Annotated in this window: 16 protein-coding genes; 6 read left to right on the forward strand and 10 right to left on the reverse strand. The window is 66.5% G+C overall.

The window, feature by feature from the left end:
• Positions 1-152: 152 nt before the first annotated feature.
• Both U8L64_RS03165 and U8L64_RS03170 read right to left on the reverse strand, forming a co-directional pair.
• On the reverse strand, positions 153-356 hold the full coding sequence (locus tag U8L64_RS03165) for a YbdD/YjiX family protein (protein WP_043298018.1): 204 nt from the start codon (positions 354-356) through the stop codon (positions 153-155).
• Positions 357-413: 57 nt separating this feature from the next.
• The gene (locus tag U8L64_RS03170) at positions 414-2471 is read right to left on the reverse strand and encodes a carbon starvation CstA family protein (protein WP_333393924.1); all 2058 of its coding nucleotides are present in this window, start codon (positions 2469-2471) and stop codon (positions 414-416) included.
• A gap of 213 nt (positions 2472-2684) precedes the next feature.
• Here U8L64_RS03170 and U8L64_RS03175 point away from each other — a divergent pair, with 213 nt between their 5' ends.
• The 4 genes from U8L64_RS03175 (at position 2685) to U8L64_RS03190 (ending at position 5662) form a co-directional block, all read left to right on the forward strand.
• Positions 2685-4034, forward strand: a complete 1350-nt coding sequence (locus U8L64_RS03175) for a cache domain-containing protein (protein WP_333393926.1) — start codon at positions 2685-2687, stop codon at positions 4032-4034.
• Between the two features lie 33 nt (positions 4035-4067).
• The gene (locus tag U8L64_RS03180) at positions 4068-4700 is read left to right on the forward strand and encodes a response regulator transcription factor (protein WP_333393928.1); all 633 of its coding nucleotides are present in this window, start codon (positions 4068-4070) and stop codon (positions 4698-4700) included.
• A gap of 73 nt (positions 4701-4773) precedes the next feature.
• The gene (locus U8L64_RS03185) at positions 4774-5235 is read left to right on the forward strand and encodes a methyltransferase family protein (protein ID WP_054093485.1); all 462 of its coding nucleotides are present in this window, start codon (positions 4774-4776) and stop codon (positions 5233-5235) included.
• A 58-nt stretch (positions 5236-5293) separates the two neighbouring features.
• Positions 5294-5662, forward strand: coding sequence for a PilZ domain-containing protein (locus U8L64_RS03190; RefSeq protein ID WP_054093486.1), 369 nt, complete (start codon positions 5294-5296; stop codon positions 5660-5662).
• A 3-nt stretch (positions 5663-5665) separates the two neighbouring features.
• Here U8L64_RS03190 and radA read toward each other — a convergent pair whose 3' ends face one another.
• Positions 5666-7027 (reverse strand): DNA repair protein RadA, encoded by a 1362-nt coding sequence (gene radA / locus U8L64_RS03195; protein ID WP_054093487.1) that lies wholly within the window; start codon positions 7025-7027, stop codon positions 5666-5668.
• A gap of 116 nt (positions 7028-7143) precedes the next feature.
• Between radA and U8L64_RS03200 the strand changes: the two genes are divergently transcribed.
• Positions 7144-7578: a CopD family protein gene (locus U8L64_RS03200; RefSeq protein ID WP_333393933.1), complete on the forward strand. Its 435-nt coding sequence runs from the start codon at positions 7144-7146 to the stop codon at positions 7576-7578.
• A gap of 57 nt (positions 7579-7635) precedes the next feature.
• Here the strand turns inward: U8L64_RS03200 and U8L64_RS03205 are convergent, their stop codons facing one another.
• Positions 7636-7905 carry a YdcH family protein gene (locus U8L64_RS03205; RefSeq protein ID WP_234303303.1) on the reverse strand — a complete coding sequence of 90 codons (270 nt, stop codon included), beginning with the start codon at positions 7903-7905 and terminating at the stop codon, positions 7636-7638.
• A 219-nt stretch (positions 7906-8124) separates the two neighbouring features.
• Here U8L64_RS03205 and mscL point away from each other — a divergent pair, with 219 nt between their 5' ends.
• Positions 8125-8541: a large-conductance mechanosensitive channel protein MscL gene (mscL, locus tag U8L64_RS03210; protein ID WP_155551484.1), complete on the forward strand. Its 417-nt coding sequence runs from the start codon at positions 8125-8127 to the stop codon at positions 8539-8541.
• Between the two features lie 57 nt (positions 8542-8598).
• Here the strand turns inward: mscL and U8L64_RS03215 are convergent, their stop codons facing one another.
• The 6 genes from U8L64_RS03215 to U8L64_RS03240 form a co-directional block, all read right to left on the reverse strand.
• The gene (locus U8L64_RS03215) at positions 8599-10611 is read right to left on the reverse strand and encodes a nitric oxide reductase activation protein NorD (protein ID WP_333393941.1); all 2013 of its coding nucleotides are present in this window, start codon (positions 10609-10611) and stop codon (positions 8599-8601) included.
• A complete protein-coding gene (locus tag U8L64_RS03220) occupies positions 10611-11432 on the reverse strand; it encodes a CbbQ/NirQ/NorQ/GpvN family protein (RefSeq protein WP_242683874.1) in 822 nt (273 codons plus the stop codon). Before U8L64_RS03220 ends, U8L64_RS03215 begins: the two co-directional genes overlap by 1 nt.
• 5 nt (positions 11433-11437) lie before the next feature.
• Positions 11438-12808: a cbb3-type cytochrome c oxidase subunit I gene (locus U8L64_RS03225; protein WP_333393947.1), complete on the reverse strand. Its 1371-nt coding sequence runs from the start codon at positions 12806-12808 to the stop codon at positions 11438-11440.
• A gap of 42 nt (positions 12809-12850) precedes the next feature.
• The gene (locus U8L64_RS03230; RefSeq protein WP_043298006.1) at positions 12851-13720 is read right to left on the reverse strand and encodes a c-type cytochrome; all 870 of its coding nucleotides are present in this window, start codon (positions 13718-13720) and stop codon (positions 12851-12853) included.
• 190 nt (positions 13721-13910) lie between these two features.
• Positions 13911-14246, reverse strand: a complete 336-nt coding sequence (locus U8L64_RS03235; RefSeq protein ID WP_223249989.1) for a cupin domain-containing protein — start codon at positions 14244-14246, stop codon at positions 13911-13913.
• A 131-nt stretch (positions 14247-14377) separates the two neighbouring features.
• Positions 14378-15406, reverse strand: coding sequence for a cytochrome-c peroxidase (locus tag U8L64_RS03240; RefSeq protein ID WP_077682604.1), 1029 nt, complete (start codon positions 15404-15406; stop codon positions 14378-14380).
• Positions 15407-15424: the final 18 nt, after the last annotated feature.

Here is a 15424-nt window from a genome sequence, read left to right on the forward strand (position 1 = left end):
CACTCCTCGCAACGAAACGCGCCACGGCAAGGCGTGGCACGGGAATCAATGGCAGGGGCGGCATCTGGCGTAGGGTGGACAACCGCGAAGCGTTGTCCACCGTCAGGCACCGCGAATCGGTGGAAAAGCCTGCGGCGTTCCGCCCTACGGCTTTAACAGCAGCGCACGGGCCTGCCCTTACCGCCCCCGTAGCGCGCATCCTGGCGCTCGCGGAAGAACGCCTCGTAGCTCATCACCGGCTGGTCCGGGTGCGTGTTGCGCATGTGCTCGAGGTAGGTGTCGTAGTCGGGCATGCCGACCAGCATGCGCGCGGCCTGGCCGAGGTACTTGCCCATGCGGCTGAGGTCGTTGAACACGGCGGTGCTCCTCTTGCAATGAAGGCCGGGCGCCTCGCGGCGCCCGGCGCGGCCGGGTCAGGCGCTGGGCATGCTCTCGAAGGGCATTTCCTTGTCCGTGCGCTCGCTGCGAATCCAGGCGGCGCGGCCGACCTTCAACGCATAGAACAGGATACTGAACACCACCACCAGGAACAGCACGGTCAGACCGGCGTTGGTGTAGGCGTTCATGATCACGTTCTGCATCTGCCCCAGGTCCTTGGCCGGCGCCAGTACCTGGCCGGCGTCAAGCGCGGTGCGGTACTTGTCGGCCAGGGCGAGGAAGCCCACCGCCGGGTTGGCGTCGAACAGCTTGATCAGGCTGGCGACAGTGGTGCAGATCAGCAGCCACAGGGCCGGCAGCAGGGTGACCCAGACGTACTGCTGACGCTTCATCTTGATCAGCACCACGCTGCAGAGCATCAGCGCGATACCGGCGAGCATCTGGTTGGAGATGCCGAACAGCGGCCACAGGGTATTGATGCCGCCCAGCGGGTCGATCACGCCCTGGTACAGCAGGTAGCCCCACAGCGCCACGCAACCGGCGGTGGCGATCACGTTGGCGCCCCAGGAGTCGGTGCGCTTGAGCGCCGGCACGAAGTTGCCGAGCAGGTCCTGCAGCATGAAGCGCCCGGCACGGGTGCCGGCGTCCACCGCGGTGAGGATGAACAGTGCCTCGAACAGGATCGCGAAGTGGTACCAGAACGCCATGGTGTTCTCGCCCGGCAGCACCTGGTGGAGGATCTGTGCGATACCCACGGCGAGCGTCGGCGCGCCGCCGGCGCGGTTGAGGATGCTGGTTTCGCCGATGTCGCGGGCGACGCCTTCCAGCGCTTCGGGGGTGATGGCGAAGCCCCAGTTGCTGACCGCCGCGGCCACGCTGGCGACGTCGGCACCGACCACTGCCGGCGGGCTGTTCATGGCGAAGTACACGCCCGGCTCGATCACCGAGGCGGCGACCATGGCCATGATGGCGACCATCGACTCCATCAGCATGCCACCGTAACCGATGTAGCGGGCATGGGTTTCGTTGGCCAGCAGCTTGGGCGTGGTGCCCGAGCTGATCAGCGCGTGGAAGCCGGAGACCGCGCCGCAGGCGATGGTAATGAACAGGAACGGGAACAGCGCGCCCTTCCACACCGGGCCGGTGCCGTCGGTGAACTGGGTCAGCGCCGGCATCTTCAGCTCGGGGGCGAGGATCAGGATGCCGACGGCCAGCGCGGCGATGGTGCCGATCTTGAGGAAGGTCGACAGGTAGTCGCGCGGCGCGAGGATCAGCCACACCGGCAGTACCGCGGCGACGAAGCCGTAGCCGACCAGCATCCAGGTGATCTGCTCGCCGGTGAAAGTGAACACGCCAGCCCAGTACGGATCGGTGGAAATCTCCCCGCCGAGCCAGATCGAGCCGAGCAGCAGCGCCACGCCGATGATGGAAATCTCGCCGATGCGGCCAGGACGCAGGTAGCGCATGTACACGCCCATGAACATGGCGATCGGGATGGTCGCCATCACCGTGAACATGCCCCACGGGCTGTGCGCCAGCGCCTTCACCACGATCAGCGCGAGTACCGCGAGGATTATGATCATGATCAGGAAGCAGCCGAACAGCGCGATGGTGCCGGGGATGCGCCCCATCTCCTCGCGCACCATGTCGCCCAGCGAGCGGGCGTTGCGACGCGTGGAGAGGAACAGGACCATGAAGTCCTGCACCGCACCGGCCAGCACCACGCCGGCGATCAGCCAGAGCGTGCCGGGCAGATAGCCCATCTGCGCAGCGAGCACCGGGCCGACCAGCGGGCCGGCGCCGGCGATGGCGGCGAAGTGGTGGCCGAACAGCACGTGCTTGTTGGTCGGCACGAAGTCCAGACCATCGTTGTTGAGCACGGCGGGGGTAGCGCGGGTGGGGTCCAGCTGCATCACCTTGGTGGCGATGAACAGGCTGTAGTAGCGGTAGGCAACCAGATAGATCGCCACGGCGGCGACCACGATCCAGAGTGCGTTGATGGCTTCGCCGCGGCGCAGTGCGACGACACCGAGGGCGACGGCGCCCAGCACTGCGAGGGCGAACCAGGCGAGCTGGCTGACCAATCGGTTCATAAGAAGATCTCCCGCCGTCGACTGTAGGGTCTGCGGCGTCATTGTTATTGGGCATGGTGAATGCGCGCGCCTCGGGCGAGCCTTGCTACTATCGCCACAACCTGCAATCGCCGGTATTCGCAGTACTACTCAGCGTGGCTACGTAGATTTACGTAGGCGCGTCGCGAGCCCCCGACCCAGCGCATCCGCGCATTCCGATTCGCGAGACGTCCCATGCAGCTCAAGCACAAGATCGTTGCCCTCGGCATCCTGCCGCTGTTGCTGGCGGTGGCGATCATCTGCGCGCTGGTGCTGCTGCAGAACCAGCGGCTCGGCGAGCAGCAGGTGCAGCTGATCGAGAGCGCCATCCTGTCCAGCAAGCAGGCCGAGCTGAAGAACTACGTGGCGATGGCGCTGAGCGTGATCGCACCGCTGCACGATGGCGGGCGCGGCGACGCCGCGGCGCAGAAGCAGGCGCTGGATGTGCTGGGCAAAATCAGTTTCGGCGAGGATGGCTATCTGTTCGTCTACGACGACCGCGGCCGCAACCTGATGCATCCGCGCCAGGCGGAGCTGGTCGGCCGCGATCTCTGGCACATGACCGACATCCACGGCCTGCCGGTGATCCAGGCGCTGCTCAAGAGCGCCATGAGCGGCGACGGTTTCCAGCGCTACTCCTGGCGCAAGCCATCGAGCGGGCAGGAAACCGACAAGCTGGCCTACGTGACCATGCTTGACGGCTGGGGCTGGATGGTCGGCACCGGCATCTACCTGGAAGACATCGAGCAGGCCACCCGGCAGGTGCGCTCGGAGGTGGCCAGCGGTATCCGCGCGACGATGATCGCCATCGCCGGGGTGACGCTGATCGTGGTGCTGGTGGTGTTCATCGGCAGCCTGATGTTGAGCATCAAGGAGCACCGTCTGGCCGACCGCAAGCTGCAGGCACTCAACCAGCGTCTGCTCAGCCTGCAGGAGGATGAGCGCTCGCGGGTGTCGCGCGAGCTGCATGACGGCATTAGCCAGCTGCTGGTGTCGATCAAGTTCCAGTTCGAGCTGGCCGCCCATCAGCTGCAGCGCGGCGCCAGCGGCGGCCTGGACAGCCTCGAACAGGCCATCGAACGGCTTGGCGGCGCCATCGGCGAGGTACGGCGCATCTCCCACGATCTGCGCCCCTCGCTGCTCGACACCCTCGGGCTGTCGGCGACCATCGGCCAGCTGGCCACGGAATTCGAGCAGCGGTGTGGATTGACGGTGGTCTGCCGCCAGCAGCTGGGCGATGCACCGTTGCCCGATGCGGTGGCGGTGGCGCTGTTTCGTATCGTCCAGGAAGCGCTGACCAACATCGAACGGCATGCCCGCGCCAGCCTGGTTCAGATCGACCTCGCGCCGAGCGCCGACGGCGTGCAGCTGCAAGTGCGCGACGATGGCATCGGCTTCGATCCGCGCACCATCGAGCGCATGCCCGGCGGCATCGGCCTGCGCAACATCCGCGAGCGGGTCGAGCACCTCGGCGGACAACTCAGTCTTTCGTCCAGCTCTGAGGGCAGCGCGATGCATGTAGTATTGCCGGTCTCGGCGAGTTGAGCCGCGAGCCACCGCCTGCCAGAAGAGTCGCCCATGAATTCCGGCACCCCGATCCGCATAGCCCTCGTCGATGACCACACGCTGGTGCGCGACGGCATTCGCGCGCTGTTGGCCGTGATGCCGCAGATCGAGGTGGTTGGCGAGGCGGACAGCGGCGCCGCGGCGCTCGAACTGCTCGAACAGGTACAACCGGACCTGCTGCTGCTGGACATCGGCCTGAAGGACACCAACGGCCTCGAGCTGACCCGGCGCCTGTGCCAGCTGTACCCGCGGCTGCAAGTGCTGATGCTGAGCATGTACGACAACCTCGAATACGTGCGCAGTTCGATCCATGCCGGCGCGCGTGGCTACGTTCTCAAGGATTCCTCGGCGCGGGAGATCATCGCCGCGATCGAGGCGGTCGCCGCCGGCGGCACTTTCTACAGCGCGGAAATCACCCGTCGACTGGCCGAACAGCGGCAGGACGCCGCCGCGCACAACCTCACCCCGCGCGAGGAGCAGATCCTGCAGATGCTTGCCCGCGGTCTGGACAGCAAGGCGATGGCGCGGGAACTGGCGATCAGCGTGCGTACCGTGGAAACCCACCGGCTGAGCATCCGCCGCAAGCTGAACATCGACGGCACGGCGGCGCTGATCAAGTACGCGCTGAGCATCGCCCCGCGCTAGGCGTCGGGCCTAGCGCAGCGGTGCTCCAGCGAACCGCGTAGACTGCAGCGAATCGCCCGACCCGGAGCCTTCCATGTTCAAGCGTGCCAATGGCGTCCTGCTGCCACCCCCGCTGATCTACCTGCTGTTTCTCGCCGCCGCCTGGGCGCTCGATGGGTTGCTGCCGCTCGGGCTGCCGCAGAATCTGTGGACGCACTATCTCGGCTGGGGGCTGATCGACGCCGGTGTGGTGCTGATGCTCTGGGCCGGCTTGCTGATGCTCTGGCGGCGCACCACGGTCAATCCTTACGGCACGCCGGCGAAGCTGTTGGAAGAGGGGCCGTTCCGCTTCTCGCGCAATCCGATCTACCTGGCCGACAGCCTGATCTACGTCGGCATCGCCTTGCTGTGGGGCACGCTGTGGCCGTGGTTGCTGCTGCCGCTGCTGATCTACAGCATGCAGCGCGGGGTGATCGTCCACGAGGAGCGCCTGCTGAACGAGCTGTTCGGCGACGCTTACCGTGACTATTGCCGACGCGTGCGCCGCTGGTTGTGACGGCATGCGCCGACGCGGCTGTCTATAGTGATTCCAGGTTTTGCGGAGTGATTTTCTGATGACTGATTCCCCCAGCGACCGTCGGCGCTTCCAGCGCATCGAGTTCGACGCCACCACCGAGCTGAGCCAGGGCGAGCGGTGCTGGCCGGTGGAGCTGCATGATCTGTCGCTCCGGGGCCTGCTGGTGCGCCGGCCGCAGCAGTGGGACGCCGACGCCGCGCAACCGTTTCAGGCGCGGGTGCGGCTGTCCGGTGACGCGGAGGTGCGCATGGAGGTGACGATGGCCCACGAGGAGGGCGAGCTGATCGGTTTCGCCTGCCAGCACATCGACCTCGACTCGATCGCCCACCTGCGCCGGCTGGTCGAACTCAACCTCGGCGACGAGACGTTGCTGGAGCGCGAGCTGGCGGCGCTGGGCGGTTTCTAGCGGTCACTCGAACAGCGCGTCGAGCGCCTGTTCCAGACGCGTCACCGCGATGATCTGCAGCCCGCTCGGCGCCTCCTTCGGCGCGTTGCCCTTGGGGACGATGGCGCGCTTGAAGCCGTGCTTGGCGGCCTCCTTCAGGCGCTCCTGACCGCTCGGCACCGGGCGGATCTCGCCGGACAGGCCCACCTCGCCGAATACCAACAGATCGGTATCCAGCGGCCGGTTGCGCAGGCTGGAGATCACCGCGGCCATCAGCGCCAGATCCGCCGCGGTTTCCAGTACCTTCACGCCGCCGACCACGTTGATGAACACGTCCTGGTCGTAGGTCGGGATGCTGCCATGGCGATGCAGCACGGCCAGCAGCATGGCCAGGCGGTTCTGGTCGAGGCCCAGGGTGACGCGGCGCGGGTTGGCCAGGTGGCTGGTGTCGACCAGCGCCTGCACCTCCACCAGCATCGGCCGGGTGCCTTCCCACGTGGCCATCACCACGCTGCCCGGCACCGCCTCCTGGGCGCGGGTGAGGAAGATCGCCGAGGGGTTGGTGACTTCCTTCAGACCCTTGTCGGTCATGCCGAACACGCCGAGTTCGTTCACCGCGCCGAAGCGGTTCTTCACCGCGCGCAACAGGCGCAGGCGGCCGTCGGACTCGCCCTCGAAATAGAGCACCGTGTCGACCATATGTTCGAGCACGCGCGGCCCGGCCAGGGCGCCTTCCTTGGTGACGTGCCCGACCAGGAAGATCGCCGTGCCGCTCTGCTTGGCGTAGCGCACCAGCAGCGCCGCGCTCTCGCGCACCTGGGCGACGCCGCCGGGCGCGGACTGCAGCTGCTCGGTGAAGATGGTCTGGATCGAGTCGATCACCATCACCTTAGGCTTTTCCAGCCGGGCGGTGGCGATGATCGACTCGATGCAGGTTTCGGTCATTACCTTGAGCTTGTCCTGCGGCAGGTCCAGGCGGCGCGCGCGCATCGCGACCTGCTGCTGGGATTCCTCACCGGTGACGTACAGTGCCGGATAGCGCTGGGCGATGGCGCACAGGGTCTGCAGCAGGATGGTCGACTTGCCGATCCCGGGGTCGCCGCCGATCAGCACCACCGAGCCGTCCACCAGGCCGCCGCCGAGCACGCGGTCCAGCTCGCCGGAGGCGGTGGAGAAGCGCGGCACTTCTTCCACGCTGACTTCGGCCAGCGTCTTGATGTTGGCCTGATCACCGGCCCAGCCGGCACGCCCCGACGCTGCGGGAGCGGCCTCGACGACGGTTTCCACCAGCGTGTTCCAGGCGCCGCAGTCGCCGCATTGGCCGGCCCACTTGGGGAAGGTCGAGCCGCATTCGGTGCAGCCATACATGCGCTTGGCCTTGGCCATGGGAAACTCCGCGTGGGGCAAATGGAGTCGCATGATAACGGCTGACTTGATTGCCATCAGCCACAAGCGGCGCGGCAGCCGCCAGACTGTAAACAAATCGAACGGGAGTGAGCGCCATGCGTCATCTGTTGTTTCTGCACCTGCTGGGCGCCAGCGTCTGGGTCGGCGGTCATCTGGTGCTGTTGTTCGGCGTGTTGCCCAAGGCGCTGCGCCAGCGCGACCCGCAGCCGGTGCGCAACTTCGAGCAGATCTACGAGCGTATCGGCATTCCGGCGCTGCTGATCCAGATCGTCACGGGCTTGTGGATGGCCAGCATGTGGCTACCGCATGCGCAGTGGTTCGGCGCGACGCCGGCGGCGCAGCTGATCCAGGCCAAGCTGGTGCTGCTCGGGCTGACCGCAGTGCTGGGCGTGCACGCGCGGCTGGCGCTGATTCCCAAACTCGACGCGCAACGTTTGCCGCAACTGGGCGCGCATATCGTGCTGATCACGCTGACCGCCGTAGCATTCGTCTGGGTTGGCGCGGGATTCCGCTTCGGCGGGCTGTTCTGACGGACGGCACAAACAAAGAAGCCCGCGAATGCGGGCTTCTTGACCATCTGCCGGGCTTCAGCCGCAGCAGCCGCCGCAGCAGCTGCCACCGGCGCGCTTGAGGTCGCGGGCGATGTCGTCTTTCAGATTCACACGCTCCTGCTTGAGGGCGTTCAGTGCGGCATCGTCGAGGGTTTCAACGCCGTCTTCGACGCGGCAGATGCGCTTGTCCAGCGCTTCGTAGTCATCGGCCTTGCGGGCGAAAGCCGGATCTTCCTGACGCAGTTTCTGCAGCTGCTCGCGCTTTTCGGGGAAATCCTTGACCAGGGGGTGGTGTTCAACGTGCATGGAACTGCTCCGGGATGTACAGGGAAGCGCTACCTTAGCCGCGCCTCCGTGTTCCTCGGTTGACGGCGATCAAGCGATTGCCGCGGCGCTGGCGGCGCGCGACGAACGTGCGGTTGGTGTGGTCGACTCACGACCGAACGCCTATGCTCTACGGCGGGCCTCGGCCGTCGCGGAGCGGCGCGCATGCTGGCACTTCTTCCTCAGCTAAGGATTTCTCATATGAGCCTGATCAGCGAATTCAAGGCGTTTGCCATGCGCGGCAATGTGATCGACATGGCCGTCGGTATCATCATCGGGGCGGCGTTCGGCAAGATCGTTTCTTCGTTCGTCGACGGAGTGGTGATGCCGCCGCTGGGGCTGCTGATCGGTGGCGTGGATTTCTCCGATCTGGCGATCGTGCTCAAGGAGGCGGTTGGCGAAACCCCGGCAGTGCTGCTGCGCTACGGCGCGTTCATCCAGACGGTGGTGGATTTCCTGATTGTCGCGTTCGCCATCTTCATCGCGATCAAGGCAATGAACTCGCTGCGTCGCAAGGAGGCCGAAGCGCCCGCCGCGCCGCCGGCGCCGACCAAGGAGGAGCTGCTGCTCACCGAGATCCGCGACCTGCTGCGTGAGCAGAACCGCAACCAGCCCTGAGCGCATTCGCGCTGACCGAACGCCCTGCACCTGCAGGGCGTTTTCGTTTGGCGCCGCTCAGGCGGCGATCAGTCGCCTGAGCCAGTCCAGCAGCACGCGTGGCAGCAGCTCTGGCTTGGGCAGCAGGGCGTACTGGTGCACGCCGAACACGGCCGGGAGGTAGCTGGCGGCCTGACGGTCGATGGTCAGGCAGAACGGCCGGATGCCCTGCAACCGTGCCTCGGTGATCGACTGGCGCAGGTCCTCGACGCCATAGCGGCCTTCGTATTCGTCAACGTCGTTGGGCTTGCCATCGGAGAGCAGCAACAGCAGCCGGTGCGTCGCCGGCTGCTGCATCAGCAGGCTGCTGGCGTGGCGGATGGCGGTGCCGGCGCGGGTGTAGTGCTCCGGTTCCAGCCCGGCAATGCGCCGGCCGACGCTTTCGCCGTAGCGCTCGCCGAAGGCCTTGAGGCTGCGCACCGTCACTGCGTTCGGTCCCTGACCGGAGAAGCTCTGCACGCTGTAGGGCTCGCCCAGCCCGTCGAGCGCCAGGCACACCAGCAGCAACGCCTCGCGCTCGACGTCGATGACCCGGCGGTGATTGCTCAGCCAGCCGTCGGTGGAGCCGCTGGCATCGACCAGCAGCATGATCGCCAGGTCATGCTGCTGCAGTCGCTGCGTCTGGTACAGCGCCTGCGGCATGCTCAGGCCGGCGCGGGCCTCGGCGAGGCCGTCGAGGTAGGCGTCCAGATCCACCTCGTCGCCATCCAGCTGGCGGCGCAGACGCAGACGCCGTGCGCTGAGCTGCTCGAACTGCCGGCGGATGGTCGCCAGCATGCTGCGATGGCGTTCGAGCGTCTGTTCGATCCACTGCTGTGGTCCGGGCTCTGCCGGCAACAACAGCACCTGCGCGCCCGGATGGCGGTAACTTCGGCTGCGGTAGTCCCACTCCGGGTAGCGCAGGGCGGCGGTGGCGTTCGGCGTGTTGCGGCTGAAGCGCGCGCGCGGCTCGGGTGGATCGTCGGACAGCAGGACTTCCTTCGGGCTCCCGGGGCTGACCACCAGTCGCGCCTCGTTGAGCTCGCTGAGCGAGTCGGCGAAGTCCTCGGCCGCGGTTGCCTCGTCGCGATCACTGGGGCGCTGCATGCCGAGCGGGTCCTCGGCATGTTCCAGCGGAGGCGAAGGCTGCACCATCCAGACGCCCGGCTGGGTGTCGTCGTCCTCGTCATCGGCCGCCTCGCGCACCTGCGGCCGACGCGGCAGGCGAGCGCTGCGCGGTGGTGCGGCGGCGGGGTCCGGTGCGGTCGTCGTCGCATCGAGCGGATCCAGCCGGGACGGTGCGCGCAGCTCGCCGGTCCACAGGTCGGGCAGCAGCGTGGCGCCAGCCGGTTCGCCGTGTGGATAGAGACGGGCCGCCAGCCGTGCCGCCAGCTGCAACGCCTGATGGCCGTCGAAAGTCGCCGGCAGTTCGTCGGGCGCAGCGTCGCTGCGCGACTGCAGCAATCGGCGCAGGAACGCTTCCAGCGGCTGGCGCGCGGCACTGAAGCGGGCCAGCGGTGGACGCACGGCCAGCATCTGGCTGCGCTGCTGCTGTATGGCGGCGTGCAGGCCCGGTAGCTGCGCGATCAGTTGCGTATCCGCCGCCCAGGCTTCGAGCAGCAGGAACAGGCTGCGCTGCAACGGTGAGTCGATGCATTGCACAAGCGCCGCCGCACCCCGCCGCGCGCGCATCGCCTGTTGCAGGGCGAGGGTGCGATACAGCGTGCGGGCGCCGGCCGGATCGACCGCATCCAGGCGTGCCGGCAGCCAGATCGTGCGGCCATCGGTGGCCGGCACGGCGTGCTGCGGATAGGGTGCCTCGACGCGGCGGAACAGTTTCTCCAGCAACGTAGGTGGCGCCGGCGGCTGCGCCGCGCGCAGCGTGAAGCGTTGCCCGAGGCTGGCATGCAGCAGCAGGTCGAGGTGGTCGGCGACGTCCGTCAGGGTCGGCAGTGTCGGTGCTGCGGCTTCGCGCCGCCGGCGCCAGAGCGCCTGAACGTAAACGGTGGCATGGCGGGCAACGTCGGTGACGACGTCTTCGGCTTCGGCCATCAGACGAAGGTCAGGTCGACCAGCTCGCGCATGGCGCCGACCAGCGCGGGGTCGTCCGACAGCGGGGCGATCAGCGCGACGTTGCAGGCGCTGCGCAACGCGACGCCGCTGCCGATCAGGCGCGCCGTGGCGATCAGCAGGCGGGTGCTGGGCAGCTCCGCCAATCCGCGATCCTGCAACGCGCGCAGGCGCCCGGCGAGGCTGACCAGTGCGCGCGCGGTGGGCGCATCGATAGCGCCTTCGCGCTCGACGATGGCGGCCTCGCGCTCGGCATCGGGGAAGTCGAACTCCAGCGCGACGAAGCGCTGGCGGGTACTGGGCTTGAGGTCCTTGAGCATGCGCTGGTAGCCCGGGTTGTAGGACACCACCAGCTGGAAGCCCGGCGCCGCCTCGAGGGTTTCGCCGGTCTTGTCCAGCGGCAGGATGCGCCGGTAGTCGGTCAGCGGATGCAGCACGACGATGGTGTCCTGGCGCGCTTCGACCACTTCGTCGAGGTAACAGATGGCGCCCTCGCGCACCGCACGGGTCAGCGGGCCGTCGATCCAGCGTGTGCCATCGGCGCCGATGAGGAAGCGCCCGAGCAGGTCGCTGGCGGTCATGTCGTCGTGACAGGACACGGTAACCAGCGGCCGGCCCAGGCGCCAGGCCATGTGCTCGACGAAGCGTGTCTTGCCACAGCCGGTCGGCCCTTTGAGCATCACCGCCAGCTGGCGCGCGTGGCACTGCTCGAAGACCTGCACCTCGTCGGCATGCGGCTGGTACCAGGGCTCGGCAGCCGCAAACGGCAGGCGTTCGCCGCGCGGCATGGGCGAGACATTCATGTCGGTCACAGTACGTGCCGGGCCGGAGCGCTGGTCGGCTGCACCTCGTCCGTCTCGACCTCGATCCGTCGCGGGTGGCGGAAGAAGTCATAGATGAACAGCCCGACGCCGGTGGCGAAGATCGAGGCGGTGGCCACCAGCATGAGGAAGTGGATCTGGATCTTCAGCTGTGTGTCCAGGTAGCCCATGCCGAGGATGCGCTCCAGATAGACCTGACCGATGCCGGCGGTAGCGAACGACAGGGTCATGCCGAACATGCCGGCCAGCTGCAGCCAGAACGCCCAGTAGCCGATGGTGCCGCCTTCCTCTTCGCGGCCGCGGGTCAGCGACGGCAGGGCATAGACGATCATCGCCATCACGATCATCGCGTAGGCGCCGTAGAACGCGGCATGGCCGTGCATGGCGGTGATCAGCGTGCCGTGGGTCCACTTGTTGACGCTGGGGAAGGTGTGGGCAAAACCCAGCAGGCCTGCGCCGAACAGGGTGAACACCGCGCTGCCGAGGGTCCAGTGCAGCGCCAGCTTGTTCGGATGCGCCAGGCCCGAGCGGCGCATGGCGTAGTAGGCGTACATCGCCATGCCGATCAGCGCCAGCGGCTCCAGCGCGCTGAAGAAGCCGCCGAGCGGCAGCCAGTAACCGGGTACGCCGACCCAGTAATAGTGGTGCGCGGTGCCGAGTATGCCGGCGATGAACACCAGGCCGACAATCACGTACAGCCACTTCTCCATCACCTCGCGATCGGCGCCGGACAGGCGGATCAGCAGGTAGGCGAGGAAGCCGCCCTGGATCATCTCCCACACCCCTTCGACCCACAGGTGAATGGTCCACCAGCGGTAGTAGATCGACACCGTGTAGTTCTCGTAATGCAGCAGGGCCGGCAGGTAGAGCACCGCGGCGCTGGCCAGACCGAGCAACAGCACGCCCTCGGTAGTGGTGAAGCGGCCGGACTTCTTGATCGTCATGCCGATGTTGTAGAGGAAGATCAGCATGCAGATGACGATGACGATCTTGTGCGGCAGTGGCTGCTCCAGCAGCTTGTTGCCGGTGCCGAAGCGGAACAGGTAGCCGATGATGGCGCTGACGCCCATCACCACCCACAGGCCGAGCTGGATGTAGGCCAGCTTGGTGCTGTGCAGCTCGCTGCGCGATTCGTCCGGGACCATCCAGTAGGTGGCGCCCATGAAGCCGGTGAGCACCCAGACGATCAGCAGGTTGGTGTGAATCACCTTGGTGACGTCGAAGGGCAGCAGGTTCAGCAGCGGATCGGGGCCCAGGTATTTCGCTGCCGAGAGCAGGCCGAATACCAGTTGCAGGCCGAACAGCACCATTGCGACGGCGAAATACCAATAAGCGACGGACTGTGATTTGTAGCGCATAGCCTGACCTCTACAAGTGTCGTCCCGCGGCAGCTGCCGCTGTTATTTGAATGTCGCGAGGTACGCGACCAGTTGGTCGAGCTGCTCGTCGGTGAGCGACTGGGCGTAGGTATTCGGCATGAACGAGGTGCCGCCCGCCGAATACATGTCGCCCGGATGCAGATAGGTGCTGGGGGAGACGATGGACTCGCGGATGTACGCCTCGATGCTGTCGGCGCTGCCTTTGTAGTCCGCCGAGGCCATCGTCTGTTCGGCTCGCGAGGCGAGGCCCGCCAGCGTCGGCCCGGCCAGGTTCACGCCCGGCGCGATGGAGTGGCAGGCATTGCAGGCCGGGCTGGCGGTGCGGAACAGCGCCTCACCCTTGGCGATCGGATCCTCGGCGCCGCCGATCGGGCGTGCTCCCGGCGGCAGCGCGGCGTCGGCCTTGCCGGGCCCGGAAGCGTCCTGCTGCGCCAGCGTCAGGTCGGTGCCGGGAATCGACGAGCCGGTGACCAGGATCGGTCGCGGCGGCCAGCCTTGGTTGTCGACGTTGGCGACCCAGTCGAAGAAGGCGATCAGCGCGGCGATTTCCTCGTCGCTGAGGTTCTGGTTGGGCATCAGCCGGCGATGGCGCTGTTCGTCGTAGAACCTGCCTGGGTCCTTGAGAAAGGCAGTGAGGTAGGGCGCGCCGCGCAGCTGGGAAATCTTCGTGAGGTCTGGCGCGTAATAGGCGCCTTCGCCAAACAGGGTGTGGCAGTTGATGCAGTTCTTCGCGTGCCAGACGTCCTTGCCGCGAGTCACCTCGGGGGTGATGGTCTCGGCGTTGGTCAGCTTGGGAAACTGCCGGTGGCTGTCCACCGTGAGGCCGAGGAAGACCACCGTGGCGATGGCGGTGGAGATGACGGCGAAGGAGCGGGTTTGTCGTTTGTTCATTGAGATGCCTCAACGGCCGTCACACGCCGATGCCTGTCCAGTGGGTGATACCGATGCCGCCGGCGTACAGAATGGCAACCAGCATCAGCGCGAGGACCACGAAGCTGAGTATCCGTAGAGCTCTTTCCAAGGCCGCATTCCTCTGTGGAGTGACGTGGTGGGGGAAGTCCGGTGCTTGCGGCCGACGCGATCAGGGCGGTGCCGGCACGCGCAGGATGGTCACCAGCGTGACCGTATCGGTGATGGCCTGTAAGGCATGCTCGGCCTGGCCGGCCAGATAGATCATGTCGTTGGCGTGCAGCGTCTGCCGGCGCCCGTCGGCCTGGACCTCGATGCTGCCTTGCAGGCAATGGATGGTGATGGAGCCCGCCACGGCGTGGCTGGGAACGACATGCCCGGCATTGAGCACCAGACGCATGACCTCCAGCTCGGGCGTACTGACGAGGGCTTGCGACTTGAGTTCGGGAAGCTGGTCTGCACGCAGCAGATGGATCACTTCACCGGATCGGGCATGCTTCAGAGCCATGAGCGACATTCACTTTGGTCATGTCTTGCTCGAGGCTAGTAGAGGTGTCCGGGGTTGTCCAACCAGCCGGACGAGGGGGCCGTTGCGTCCAGGGCAATCCCGATGCGCCTGCACCGGGATCGCAGAGCCGCTTACTCGGGCTTCGGTGTGCTGGCGGTGCTTGCCGGCAGCAGCGGATAGGCGACCTGGGGCTGCTCGCCGGTGAGGCTGTGGAGGAAGGCGGTGATCGCACCGACCTCATCTTCGGAGAGCTGGCGGCCGAGCTGGCTGTCGCCCATGATCGCCACCGCCTGTTCCAGTTCCCAGACCTCGCCACTGTGGAAGTACGGCGGCGTCAGGGCGATGTTGCGCAGTGGCGCGGCGCGGAACACATATTCGTCGTTGGCGGTGTTGGTCACGGCGAAGCGGCCCTTGTCGCCTGTCGGCAGGATCTCCGCGCCCGGCTTCTTGATCACGCCGAACGGGAAGTAGCTCTGGCCGCCCAGGTTGACGCCGCTGTGGCAGGCGCTGCAGCCGACGTCCATGAACAGCGCGAGGCCTTTCTTCTGCTGATCATCCAGAGCCTTGTCCTCGCCCTTGAGGAAGCGGTCGAACGGCGAGTTCGGCGTGGTCAGGCTGACCTCGAAGGCCTCCAGCGCGTAGGCCATGTTGTCGAAGCTGACCGGGTCTTCGTCGTTGGGGAAGGCCTTGCCGAACTCGGCGACATACTCCGGGATGCTCTTGAGCGTGGCGACGACGCGCTCGGGCGTGCTGTTCATTTCGACGCTGGCTTGCACCGGGCCCTTGGCCTGTTCCTGCAGGTCCTTGGCGCGTCCGTCCCAGAACTGCGCGGCATTGAATACCGCGTTGAGCACGGTCGGCGAGTTGCGCGGGCCTTTCTGCCAGCCGTGACCGATGGAGGTCGGCACGTTGTCGCTGCCGCCGATGCTGAGGTTGTGGCAACTGTTGCAGCTGATGATGTGACTGCTGGACAGGCGCGGATCGAACCACAGCTTGTGGCCGAGCAATGCCTGGTTCTCGCTGACGGACTTGCCGCGAACTTCGGTGACCTTGGCTGGAATCGGCTTGAAGACGGCGTTGGCGCGCTCGCGCAGCTCGTCGGCATGCGCTGAGGCGGAAAAAAGTAGGCTGCTAAGCAACAGGGCGTGAGAGGGACGCATCACGATAGGTCTCCTTGT

The sequence above is a fragment of the Pseudomonas sp. FIP_A4 genome (genome assembly GCF_036701605.1).
GTDB classification, from domain to species: domain Bacteria; phylum Pseudomonadota; class Gammaproteobacteria; order Pseudomonadales; family Pseudomonadaceae; genus Stutzerimonas; species Stutzerimonas phenolilytica.